9 protein-coding genes are annotated in these 12,445 nt (G+C 39.4%); 8 read left to right on the top strand and 1 reads right to left on the bottom strand.

Features of this window, described 5'->3' with window-relative positions; genetic code table 11:
* Nucleotides 1-7 precede the first annotated feature (7 nt).
* The 3 genes from NQ540_RS08855 (at nt 8) to NQ540_RS08845 (ending at nt 3,242) form a co-directional block, all read left to right on the top strand.
* Nucleotides 8-757: a DUF4336 domain-containing protein gene (locus NQ540_RS08855; RefSeq protein WP_005606353.1), complete on the top strand. Its 750-nt coding sequence runs from the start codon at nt 8-10 to the stop codon at nt 755-757.
* Nucleotides 758-909: 152 nt separating this feature from the next.
* On the top strand, nt 910-1,188 hold the full coding sequence (locus NQ540_RS08850) for a DUF6110 family protein (protein WP_039848982.1): 279 nt from the start codon (nt 910-912) through the stop codon (nt 1,186-1,188).
* A 77-nt stretch (nt 1,189-1,265) separates the two neighbouring features.
* On the top strand, nt 1,266-3,242 hold the full coding sequence (locus NQ540_RS08845; protein ID WP_259912515.1) for a heavy metal translocating P-type ATPase: 1,977 nt from the start codon (nt 1,266-1,268) through the stop codon (nt 3,240-3,242).
* Nucleotides 3,243-3,491: 249 nt separating this feature from the next.
* On the opposite strand, the gene NQ540_RS08840 is transcribed toward NQ540_RS08845, so the two are convergent.
* Entirely contained in the window at nt 3,492-4,271 is a 780-nt protein-coding gene (locus NQ540_RS08840) for a M15 family metallopeptidase (RefSeq protein ID WP_005606348.1), read from the bottom strand.
* A gap of 198 nt (nt 4,272-4,469) precedes the next feature.
* Here NQ540_RS08840 and guaB point away from each other — a divergent pair, with 198 nt between their 5' ends.
* The 5 genes from guaB (at nt 4,470) to NQ540_RS08815 (ending at nt 12,444) form a co-directional block, all read left to right on the top strand.
* Complete coding sequence (gene guaB, locus NQ540_RS08835) at nt 4,470-5,948, top strand: IMP dehydrogenase (RefSeq protein ID WP_005606346.1); 1,479 nt, start codon at nt 4,470-4,472, stop codon at nt 5,946-5,948.
* Between the two features lie 1,096 nt (nt 5,949-7,044).
* Nucleotides 7,045-8,853: a glutamine--fructose-6-phosphate transaminase (isomerizing) gene (gene glmS / locus NQ540_RS08830; RefSeq protein WP_005606340.1), complete on the top strand. Its 1,809-nt coding sequence runs from the start codon at nt 7,045-7,047 to the stop codon at nt 8,851-8,853.
* 430 nt (nt 8,854-9,283) lie between these two features.
* Entirely contained in the window at nt 9,284-10,483 is a 1,200-nt protein-coding gene (locus NQ540_RS08825) for a hypothetical protein (protein WP_005606338.1), read from the top strand.
* 173 nt (nt 10,484-10,656) lie between these two features.
* Nucleotides 10,657-11,109 carry a low molecular weight protein-tyrosine-phosphatase gene (locus tag NQ540_RS08820; RefSeq protein ID WP_223429361.1) on the top strand — a complete coding sequence of 151 codons (453 nt, stop codon included), beginning with the start codon at nt 10,657-10,659 and terminating at the stop codon, nt 11,107-11,109.
* 39 nt (nt 11,110-11,148) lie between these two features.
* Entirely contained in the window at nt 11,149-12,444 is a 1,296-nt protein-coding gene (locus NQ540_RS08815; RefSeq protein ID WP_039848981.1) for a hypothetical protein, read from the top strand.
* Nucleotide 12,445 lies beyond the last annotated feature (1 nt).

The following is a 12,445-nucleotide window of genomic DNA, read 5'->3' as shown; positions in this document are numbered from 1 at the left end:
ATCTGATATGACATGTTCTGTGAAAGTATATGAACCACTATATACATTAAAAGCAATTGGTGAAGATATTTGGATTGTCGATGGAAACATTGTCGAAATGCACTTCAAACTGACTCAAGTGCCCTTTAGCACGCGGATGACAGTGGTACGATTAAGCAATCGCGACTTGTGGATCCATTCTCCGATTCATTTAACACAAGAGTTGAAAAGTCAAATCGAAGCTCTGGGAAATGTGGCACACATAGTAGCTCCCAATAAATTGCATTATGTCTATATGGAAGAGTGGAGCCAAACGTATCCGACTGCAAAAGTGTGGGCAACAAAAGGGCTGGAGAAAATTTTGGAAGAATCAAAGGGTATCCAGACCTACACCGTACTAGATAAAACCGTTGCTATTAGTTGGCAATCAGAAATAGATTATCTCCCGTTTGAAGGAAGTACACTCATCGAGGAGTCTGTATTCTTCCACCAAAAGAGTCGTACATTAATTTTAACAGATTTGATTGAGAATATTGAACTTTCGGAAGAGTGCTCTTGTTGGCACCGTTTATTATTCAAAATAGGAGATAATACTTACCCCAATGGCCATACACCAAGAGATTTAAGAATGACCTTTTTGTTTCACAAAGAAATAGCTAGAAAGTGTTATCAAAGAATCAAAGGTTGGAAGCCATTGAATGTTCTTTTTGCGCATGGGAAGTGCTTTATAGGAAATGCAGAGGAAAAGTTACCTCAAGCATTCTTTTGGTTAGAATAAGCTACCTTGTTTTTTTACAAGGTAGCTTTTATTTAGAAAGTCAAAGAGACTAATAGAATCTTAAACTTTTAATTATTGAAAGAAGGGGATTAAATCCGTATACTATAGTTAGAATTGAATAATTCTAATTAGAAAAAATGGAGGTAATCATAATGATTAAAGAACTTGTAAGTTTAGGAAAATTTGCTAAAAAATCAGGTGTATTTGCGGGAGGAGTTTTATTTGGATCGTTAGGATTAAAACTATTAGCGAGCAAAGAAGCAAAACATGTATATGCTAAAGCAGTCGCTACTTCTTATAAATTAAAAGATGGTATTGACGCAACCGTTTCTACTGTAAAACAACATGCAGATGATGTCTTAGAAGAAGCAAAAGACTTATATGCTGAAGAAAAAAATGCACAATTAGTAGTAGAAACTAGTGAAAAATAATGAAGTTTATTATTAAGCATCAATCGAACTCTAGAGTGCGACTAGAGCTCCCTTTTACCTGTCCGTATTCGGTACAAATGTATTTAGAGGAATTAGCTTGCACAGTTCCTGGTATTGAAAAGTTGCACTTTTATAAAGATTTAAAGCATGTAGGAGTGTATTTTTCTCAAGGGAAAGATCAACAGGTTCAAAGTTTTTTATCTTTGATTCAAATGGAGAAAGTAATTGAAAAACAAAACGAAGTCGAGTGGCTAGTCCCTTCTTCGCCATATGATATTATTTCAACGCATCTCTATAGAAGAATGCTTTCAAAAGTCCTTCTTCCAACACCTCTTCGTGTGGGATGGATACTTCTGAAAATGGTGAAGTTTGGAAAGGCTGCTTTCCAATCAATTTGTGAGAAAAAACTTTCTATGAGTTTACTCGATTTTGTGGCTATAGCGACTTCTGCAGCGATGGGAGACCATAAAACTGCTGATATGATTATGTTCTTATTGAATTTAGGAGACGATTTAGATGACTGGTCCCAAAAGAAATCCATTGAAGAACTTGAAAAGAATTTAACGAATAATATTTACGAGATATGGATTGAAAAAGAGGGCGAGCGCTTCAAGAAAATGAGTAATCATGTTGAAGTAGGAGATATCTTCGTTGCAACAGAAGGTCAAGAAATATACTTTGACGGAAGAGTTGTCAATGGAAGAGGATACTTAAATGAAAGCTCATTAACAGGCGAGTCATTCCCAGTCGCCAAAAAACAAGGGGATATGGTCTACGCTAATACAGTTGTAGAGCATGGCGAACTACTAGTAGAAGTGACGAATAAGCAACAAAACTTACGCTTGCAGCAAATTGTTCAACTTATCAAATCTAGTGAATTCCATCAATCGAAACAACAAAAGCAATTAATGGAAAAAGCGGATGGATTAGTGAAATATAATTTCATAGGGATGGCGTTGACGTATCTATTCACACGCTCAGTCTCTAAAGCACTCACTTTCCTATTAGTAGATTATTCATGTGCGTTAAAATTATCTTCACCAGCTACATATTTAACAGCCATTAAAGCAGCTTCTAATCAGGGGATTGTCATTAAAGGATCTAACTCTTTAGATGAATATGCGCAAGTCGATACTTTTGTTTTTGATAAGACAGGAACATTGACAACTGGTATTCCAAAGATTCAGCGAATTATTTCCTATGAGGGTTATGATGATGCGGAAGTTTTACGAATTGCAGCTTGTTTGGAAGAACATATTTATCATCCAATTGCGACTGCTGTTGTTAAGAAAGCAGAAGATGAGGGAATTGAACATGAAGAAATGCATGGGAAATTAACTCACGTAGCTTCAAAAGGAATTGTATCTTCCATCGACGGAAAAAGAGTGGTCATTGGTAGTCTAGAATTACTAGAAGAAGAACAAACTTTTATTTCGGAACAACAGAAGAAAGTCATAGAAGAATATAGTCAAATGTTTAATTTGCTCTATCTAAGTTACGATGGAAAATTAATTGCTATTTTTCTTATTGATACACCGCTACGCCCAGAGGCTATTGAATTATTGCATGAATTAAAGGAAAAAGGTAAGCAGATAGTTCTTCTTACCGGAGATACACAAAAACGGACGGAAACGATTTGTTCTCTCATTTCTTTTGATAAGGTCTACACTCAAGTAAAACCTGAACAAAAGCATCAAGTTATTCAGCAATTGAAAGATCAAGGCCATCATGTGTTGATGATTGGAGACGGAATTAATGATTCTGCCGCACTTTCTTTAGCAAATGTAGGGGTTGTGATGGCTGGAGCTTCAGATATCGCTCGCCAAGCGAGTGATATATTATTTTTAAATGAACAGTTGACAGGACTACATGTGTTAGATACGATTACGGATCAATTGAATCATCAATTGGATTTGAATTTAAAAAATACAGTAGGAATTAATACTTTCTTGATGGGGTTAGGGCTAATCGATGTGTTATCTCCAAGTGTTTTGGCAGTATTGCATAATGTGACAACCACTTTTATTATTGGAAAGAGTTTGACATATATTTAAAAATAAAAGCAAGGTGAATTCACCTTGCTTTTTTATTTTTGTTTCAACTGATTACAAATTATGAAGTGTATTAAAAGAATCTACCTTGGAAACAAGTTAGCTGTTTCCATCTAATTAGTGATTTTGTTGATTTTTTTATTACCATTTCTATACAAGCAATTACGGCAAAAAAAATTAAATGTTGGTAATTTAACGATGCTTGCGTTGGTTTGGTCCAGTGGTCGATTTCTAAGCGCGAAGACTCACATCCTATTTGTACCCGCCACCTTCTACTCCGTAGTATTCTTCAAGGGAGAGGCCGGAGTTATAGATGTCTGTTGCTTTGTCGCCGACATAGCGTAAATGCCAGGCTTCGGCTTGGTATCCAGTGATGGCTTCTTTTCCAGCTTGGAATCGGATAATAAATCCATACTCATGAGCGTGGGTGTGGAGCCAGTCGATGGCATCCTTATTTTCTTCACCGTCTAATAAATTTCCTGTTGTATCTAAGAGATCAAAGGCTAGTCCGGTTTGATGTTCGCTGTAGCCAGGTCTTGCAGAATACGTATCCGCAGCCTCTTTGCCTTCACGAGCGACATAATTGTTATAGAGTTGTTCTTGATATTCATAAGAGCGATATCCGCTGTAAACATCACTGATTGGATATTCCAGTTCTTGCATTTTTTGAATGAGTTTCTTCACTTGTGCCCCAGCGGTAGGATCTTCTCCCGGAGCGTAAGTCGAAGGAAGAGCGTGTTTCTTATTGACAACCATCTGATAGCCTAAAGAGACATCCGCCATCCCACTTTCTTGAGCGGATTGTTGTTTTTCTGTCGCTATGTCCTTAGTAGAGGATTCTTCAGAGGAAGCCTCTGTGCTAGAAGAAGTCGTTTTTCCAGTTGTCGTTGTACTAGTAGTCGTGGTATTTGTTGTTTGCGTAGAGGTTGATGGAGAGGCCGTAGTTTCACTCGGATTGTTTTTATTTGAGCAACCAAGAAGAACTAGGCTCAGTACAACCGCCGATAACAGTTGTTTTTTCACGCGAATCATCCTTTCCTTGTTACTTATAGTGTAGCACAATCTGTGGAGGGTGAGAGGGAAATTTTTAAAAAATTAATGTTTCTAAAAATGCGAACAATGAAATGTAAAACTTTTGTGAATGATGATAAATACTGTGAAAAAGCTTGCATTTTGCCAAAAAAATGGTATATTATTCGTTAATAAATTTAATCACTGGAGGTTTGTGCGATGTCAAAATGGGAAACAAAATTTCAAAAAGAAGGGTACACATTTGACGATGTTTTATTAATTCCAGCAGAGAGTCATGTATTGCCGAATGACGTTGATTTGCGTGTGCAATTAGCGAAAAATATTCGTTTAAATATCCCTTTAATCAGTGCCAGCATGGATACGGTCACAGATGCGACGATGGCGATTGCGATTGCGCGCCAAGGAGGTCTTGGGGTCATCCATAAAAACATGTCGATTGCCGAGCAGGCGGAAGAAGTGCACAAAGTAAAACGATCAGAGAGTGGCGTTATCATTAATCCATTTTTCTTAACTCCATCCCATAAAGTACAAGATGCGGAAGACCTCATGGCAAAATACCGTATTAGCGGTGTTCCAATCGTTGATGACTTAGAAACACGTCACCTCGTTGGGATTTTGACAAACCGTGACTTACGATTCATTTCAGATTATTCCATTTTAATTGACGAAGTAATGACAAAAGAGCACCTTGTAACGGCTCCAGTTGGAACATCCCTCAAAGATGCAGAAGCCATTCTTCAAAAACATAAAATTGAAAAATTACCTTTAGTTGATGACAAAGGTTGCTTAGCGGGCTTAATCACCATCAAAGACATCGAAAAAGTCATCGAATTCCCGAACTCTGCTAAAGATGAACATGGCCGTCTATTAGTAGCGGCTGCAGTGGGTATTACTTCGGATACATTTGAACGTGCAACAGCGCTACTAGATGCGGGTGCAGATGCCATCGTTATTGATACAGCTCACGGACATAGCGCCGGAGTGATTCGTAAAATCAAAGAAATCCGTGAAACTTTCCCAGAAGCTACATTAATTGCTGGAAATGTGGCGACAGCTGAAGGAACTCGCGCCTTATTTGAAACAGGTGTCGACGTGGTTAAAGTCGGAATTGGACCTGGTTCCATCTGTACAACCCGTGTTGTTGCCGGTGTCGGGGTTCCGCAAATCACAGCGATTTATGATGCCGCAACAGTGGCTAAAGAATTTGGAAAAGCGATTATTGCAGACGGTGGCATTAAGTACTCAGGAGATATCGCCAAAGCCATCGCAGCGGGTGGACATGCGGTGATGTTAGGAAGCATGCTTGCCGGAACCGATGAATCTCCAGGGGAATTTGAAATCTTCCAAGGACGTCGCTTCAAGACATACCGTGGAATGGGAAGTCTAGCGGCGATGGAAAATGGTTCAGGGGACCGTTACTTCCAAGCAAAAAACGAAGCCAACAAACGCGTGCCAGAAGGAATCGAAGGACGCGTTGCTTACAAAGGGTCTGCAGCGGATATTATCTTCCAAATGGTCGGCGGACTTCGCTCTGGTATGGGGTATGTGGGGGCGCGTAATTTAGAAGAGCTTCGCGAGAATACTCAGTTTGTGCGTATGAGTGGTGCGGGGCTAAGAGAAAGCCATCCGCATGATGTTCAGATCACTAAAGAAGCACCAAACTATTCAATTTCATAAAATAAATTAAACGCGATTTTTGAAAATCCTTACGGATTTACTTCATAAAAACAATAACAAGGCACCGGTTCGAGCCTATGGTCTCTCACCTCTAAAGCCTCAAAGACGGAGTAAGGAATGAATTCCTAACTCCGTCTTATTCGTTTTAGTGCACTTCCTGTTATTGTTATTATGAAATCCGTAAGTTTCAAAAATCGCTTCTTTTATGAAAAGGATAGTTTTTAAGGGATGGAAGATAACATCATTTGCTCTCAAAAAAGGGGATTCCCGAAGGTTTTTGGATATCTTCATAATAGCGATAATAGCTGTACCGGACTGAGCCTAAGGTCTCAGTTCCTCTCGACTCTCAAACTGCCTCTAGGGAATAAAATCCCCAGAGGCAGTAATTCGTTTCGAGTACACTCGCTATTATTGCTATTATAGAATCCAAACCTTGGTTAATAGCTTTTTTTAATTGAAATAGTTCAGATAGAAAGGAAAAGAACATCATGTGTGCATTTCACCACATACGACAAACTGGTATTCTCTTTGAGAGTCAGGGAGGGGAAAGGATGTTATGTGTGCTTTTCACCACCAACGACAAAGGGGTAGTCTTTTTGAAGGAGAGAGGGATAGGACAGGGTGTGTGCTTCTGAACTAAAAATACAAAAGTTTCGGAATGGAGATGGAGCTTTAATAGGGAAGAGTTAAGAAATGTTGATGAAGTGGTACTTAGAGGGTTAGTGCCAAAAAACGTTATAACTGTGCGGTTTTAGTTCGATTGCTGTTGAAGTTTGGTCTTTAAAATATTAGGAAAAAGGAAAATTAGTTGTTTTTTTAGTGGGTCATCGGTTATGATGAACTTGTTTCTGAAAATTTATGAAAAGCTTTGGAAGGAAGCGACAAGGATAGCGCCAGGCCTGTTTTAAAAAACGGGTGACGAGGAATGAGTTTATCGAAATACTCGGCGGATGACTCAAGGCAGTGCAGTCTACAGCTACATACAAACCATTTTGTAAGGAAATGACAAAATTGATAGCACGCACCAGAAACATAATCAAAAATTACAGAAGTAGGAGGCGCCGAGAGGGACCTCTTATTAAAGGAGTTAAACATTATGTGTGGAATCGTAGGATGTATTGGACATGGAAAAATCCAAACAGTAGTATTAAACGGATTAGAAAAGCTTGAGTATCGTGGATATGACTCAGCAGGATTATTTATTATGGATGAAGATGGATCAACACAATTAGTGAAACGTGTGGGTCGTATTCAAAATCTTCGTGATGCAGTGGATGAAGAAATTCCAGCATTTGCAGGGATTGGGCATACTCGTTGGGCAACACACGGACCAGCGACAGAAAACAACGCTCACCCTCATCAATCTCAATCAGGTCGTTTCACATTAGTGCACAACGGCGTTATTGAAAACTATGACGAATTGAAAAAAGAATTCTTAAGCCATGTGGACTTCAAGTCTCAAACAGATACAGAAGTTGCAGTAAACTTAGTAGAATACTTTGCAGAAAAAGAAAACTTGTCAGGAAAAGAAGCGTTCCGCCGCGCATTACAAGAAATCCGTGGATCATTTGCTTTCGGGTTATTAGACAGTGAAAAACCAGGCGTTCTTTATGCCGCAAAACATAAGAGCCCATTATTAGTTGGGGTTGGCGAAGGCTTCAACGTGATCTGTTCAGACGCAATGGCAACCATCGCTGAAACAGACCGTTATATCGAAATCAAAGACGAAGAGTTAATCACTTTAACTGCAGACTCAGTAGAAATCGAAACAATCGACGGCAAACCAGTAGAACGTGCGCCATTCGTTGCAGAATTAGATGCAGACGATTTAGAAAAAGGGGCTTACGCTCACTACATGTTGAAAGAAATGGATGAACAACCAGCCGTATTACGTAAAATCATCCAAAACTACCAAGACGAAAATGGTCAATTACAAGTCGATAAAGAAATCCAAGATAGCATTTTAGCAAGCGACCGCATTTACGTGATTGCCTGCGGAACAAGCTATCATGCAGGATGGGTTGGAAAAGCTTTAGTCGAACAACTTGCTGGAATTCCAGTAGAAGTTCACTTAGCAAGCGAATTTGCATACCACCAACCATTATTATCACAAAAACCATTCTTCATTTTCTTATCACAAAGTGGAGAAACAGCGGACAGCCGTCAAGCGTTAGTAAAAGTGAACGAGCAAAACTTCCCATCATTAACAATCACAAACGTGAAAGGCTCAACTCTTTCTCGTGAAGCAAGCTATACTTTACTATTACACGCAGGTCCTGAAATTGCCGTAGCTTCAACAAAAGCTTACACAGCACAAATCGCAGTAATGGCGGTTTTAGCAGACGCATTACGCGCTTCTAAAGGCTTAGTGGCTCCATTTGATATGAAGCATGAATTAGGTGTCGTTGCCGCTTCAATCGAGAGCGTATTATCAGACAAACAAGCCGTTCAAGACTTAGTTCAAGAGCGCTTATTAGAAACGCGCAATGCTTTCTACATCGGTCGTCACTTAGACTACTATGTAGCGATGGAAGCAGCGTTGAAATTAAAAGAAATCTCATACGTGCAAACAGAGAGCTTTGCCGCAGGGGAATTAAAACACGGAACAATCGCCCTAATCGAAGAAGGCACTCCAGTCATCGCATTATTAAGTGAACCCGTTGTAGCGAGCCACACTCGCGGAAATATCCAAGAAGTGAAAGCTCGTGGTGCTGTCGTAACAACAATCGCGATGGAAGGCGTTGAACAAGAAGGCGACGATATCATCGTTCCAGCGGTGCCAATCCTACTTGCACCAATCGTATCTGTAGTGGTAACGCAATTAATCGCGTACTACACTTCTCTAGGGAAAGGTTTAGACGTGGATAAACCGCGTAACCTTGCCAAGTCAGTTACAGTAGAATAGAAAAAGTGGTGGACGGCTGTCCACCACTTTTTGTTTTCGAAGGATGCAAAATTCATTTGAAAAAAGAGGTACAAAGCCAAAGGGCTTACGAATAAACTCCAGACCGAAGGAATGTCTCTATAGTTGCTACAATAAGGGCACCGGACTGAGCCCAAGGTCTCAGTTCCTACCAAGCTTCAAACTGACTCTAGGAAATAAATTTCCAGAGTCAGTATTTCACATTGGTTGCACCTCCTTATTGTTGCCACTATAGAATTCCTTGGTCTTCCGTTTATTCTACGCCTTTGGACCTTATTTCAAATGGATTTTGCTTCATCCGAAAGAAAGGGAGAGAGAAAAAGAAAATCAAAAAAACGATTGAAACGTTTACATTTTTTCGTATATAATTATTTTGATTTAGAAATGAGTGTTTTAATTTGGAGGGATAAATTTGGATGTAGAAAAAGAAGAATTAAATTTCACAAAATTGGATTATAGAATTTCTCATTTGACACATGATCAAATATGGGAACTGATTCAAGAGTATTATGCAGGAGAAAAGGTTGCAGACTTAATAAAGAAATACAGGATTAAAGTAAGTGTTTCTCATCTGTTTGCCTTATTTCCACCTGTAAATAGTGAGATAATTTGTCCATATTGCAATGTACCAATGCTTAGTCCGTGGCAATCAAAGAATTCACCTTCACTTCTTAGTTTCAATGAAACTTATTGTATCCAATGTAAACATAAGAATTCTAGTTTGTGTAATTGCAAAAATTGTAAAGAAATGAAAAAAATTAAAGAAATTAAAGAAAAAGAAAGATTACTTGAAGAAAAAAGAGCATTTATATTAAATAATGTAAAGTTTTCTGGGCAAAAACTAATTCCTGAAAAAGAGTTAAGCCTAAAAGACAGGTTATATTTAGCGGTTATTTTAAGAAGTTCTTTATCAGAGAATAATGAATATATCGGACCTTTAGAGGAGAAGAAAAAAACACTAGCTCCATCAGAGGCCTTTGAAGCAGAAATTATAAAACATTTGATTGATGGTCGGATTATAGGTATACACGGTATGTCGAATATACACGCTTTTGAAGTGGATTATACTAAAAAAAGTATTCATTTTGATATTTATAAGGTTTGTTATTCAATTAATATTGAAGCCGAAGATTTAGATTATGGTGCAATGATAAAAAGGTTGCTATATCCAGATTTTAGTGGCGAGGATGGAGTTCTACAGTTTTGTTATGAAATGTGGAAAAGAATTGCGCTAGAGGAATGTTTGGAATACCTATTATTTCAAATGAGACGAGTAGGATATTCGTTTAATCCAGGTGATAAAACTATATCGGTATTTGAAAATTTACTGGAACATTTTTCAGTTTCTCAAATATACTCATTAATATATAGTGCAGTAGGAAAGAGTACGCAAAGATATCAATCAAAAGAAATTACTAAACGACATGCTCAAAATTCTGTGATTTCATGTTGTGAATATTATGGGCAAAAAGCATTGGCAGAAGATTGGGTGGTCAAAGGGTATTCTAGAATTAGAGAATTGCCAGAGACTACGATTAGTTTTGTTTTATTTACTTCTATCATGCAAGAATCAGGAATAGGTTTTTCTGAAAAACCAACATTAGATTTTTAAAGATTACAGACAAGATTACGGAAAATCCGCAAGGATTTGGAGTAATCTTGTTTTTCTTTTACAGAGTTTATGAGAGCAGTTGATTTCGTTCGAGCACCACACAGACATTTTTTTGCGAAGGGGTTGGCTCGTCTGTTACAATGAAGGGAAAGAATGGAAAGCGAGGGAAGCGCGTGAAGGTAGTATTTGTTTGCCTAGGAAACATTTGTCGTTCTCCGATGGCAGAAGCGGTATTTAGAAAAATGGTTCGTGAAGAAGGATTGGAAGATAAAATTACGATAGATTCCGCGGCGACAAGTACGTGGGAGCATGGAAATCCAGTTCACCACGGTACTCGTAAGAAACTCGAGGAGAATGGTATTTCCGCAAAAGGGCTTGTGTCACGGACGTTGGATGAAACAGATTTGGATGCGGACTACATTCTTGGAATGGATGCGTCGAATGTGCGTAATATCCATAGCTTTGTCGATGGGAAAACGGATGCTACGGTAGGACGACTCCTAGAAGTGGCTGGGATTCAGCGTGATATTGCCGATCCGTGGTATACCGGAGACTTTGAAGCAACGTACCGCGATGTCACGCTCGGATGCCAGGTGCTCCTAGAACAATTAAAAAACGAATTATAGTGTAGATTTTAGGAATTAATGACGAGAGAGGGGATCCATTTGAAGAAAATTAGTGACTTAGGCATCACAGGAAAAAAGCTTCTTTTGGAAGGGGCCGGCTTTCTTGTTGTTGGGGTTTTACTTCTTTACTTTGGGCCGAGCTTTCCGGAATTGATGCTACGTCTATTTCTGCTATTTTTAGCATGTCGTGAGTTGTGGAATCTGCTGTTCCGGTGGTTTAGTAAGGCGGCTGCCAAAGATCCGCTGTGGATGAATGCAGGCAAATTAGTGCTCTATACCTACTTGGCGGGAAATCAGTTTTTTCTATCCCTTCCAATCAGTATTGTCAGTATATTGATGGGGCTCAATGAAGTCATGAACGCCGGCATTAGCGGAGTGACGTACTATATTTACCGTAAAGACGGGATTCATCCGCGTCTTCGTTTACTTTGGGATACGATTTGGCTGTCTGTTGTCGGGATAGCTACGTTAATCGCTCTTGGAGGCAACGGTAAATTGCAAATGTTCTTCCTCTCCCTTTATTTGATTGGGCACGGGATTAGCAATCTTCGGGATGGATGGTTCTTTGAGGCAGAAGTCGGGAAGAAAGTGTTGCGCCGGCATTTTCGTCAAGGGCTACCGCTTGTGTTAGCCGCGATTATTCCGCGAGTGACTTTGCAAAAAATCAATGATGCCCTCGAGCTGAATGAAGGCGAAACAGCTTCGGAAATTTACGACCGTGCGAAAGAAAATGCAGAGCCAAACTTAGAAATGTTTATTCACGTCACCAAAGACGGATTTGGGGCAATCGGGCATGTCGATATTTGTTATAAGGGACGCATTACTTCCTACGGGAACTACGATACGAATTCGGAGCGCCTGTTTGGAACGATGGGGGATGGGGTGCTTTTCAGTGCCGACCGTGAAAAATACATCGAATTTTGTAAACGCGAAAATCATAAGACTTTACTCGGCTATGGACTGGCCTTGTCACCAGAACAACTGGAAGCCATCGATGAAGAAATTGAAAAACTCATGTCGCTTACAGTGCCGTGGGACCCACCACAAACTGTGAAACCAGCGCATCCAGGAATCGATAAAGTCGAACCAATGTATGCGTACAAGTTAAAACAAGAAGCGGACGCGAAATTGTATAAGTTCGTCTCTTCAAAATTCAAGACGTATTTTGTGATGAGTACAAACTGCGTGTTACTAGCAGATACGATTGTCGGAAAAGCAGGAACGGATATTTTAAGCGCCCGAGGGTTTATTTCCCCAGGGACGTATCAAGACTACTTAGATAAGGAGTTTGAGAGACCGCACAGCCTAGTTGTGACTAAGCGCGTCTATCAGTAAG

The organism is Granulicatella adiacens ATCC 49175 (assembly GCF_025150565.1).
Classification (GTDB): Bacteria; Bacillota; Bacilli; order Lactobacillales; family Aerococcaceae; genus Granulicatella; species Granulicatella adiacens.
The sequence above is the reverse complement of the archived record's forward strand: the minus strand, read 5'-3'. Positions and strand labels throughout refer to the sequence as shown.

Excerpts from the sequence above, each read along its gene's own strand:
- guaB (WP_005606346.1), top strand. The coding sequence starts at position 4,470 with ATGTCAAAATGGGAAACAAAATTTCAAAAAGAAGGGTACACATTTGAC.
- NQ540_RS08855 (WP_005606353.1), top strand. The coding sequence starts at position 8 with ATGACATGTTCTGTGAAAGTATATGAACCACTATATACATTAAAAGCA.
- NQ540_RS08840 (WP_005606348.1), bottom strand. The coding sequence starts at position 4,271 with ATGATTCGCGTGAAAAAACAACTGTTATCGGCGGTTGTACTGAGCCTA.
- NQ540_RS08850 (WP_039848982.1), top strand. The coding sequence starts at position 910 with ATGATTAAAGAACTTGTAAGTTTAGGAAAATTTGCTAAAAAATCAGGT.
- glmS (WP_005606340.1), top strand. The coding sequence starts at position 7,045 with ATGTGTGGAATCGTAGGATGTATTGGACATGGAAAAATCCAAACAGTA.
- NQ540_RS08845 (WP_259912515.1), top strand. The coding sequence starts at position 1,266 with ATGTATTTAGAGGAATTAGCTTGCACAGTTCCTGGTATTGAAAAGTTG.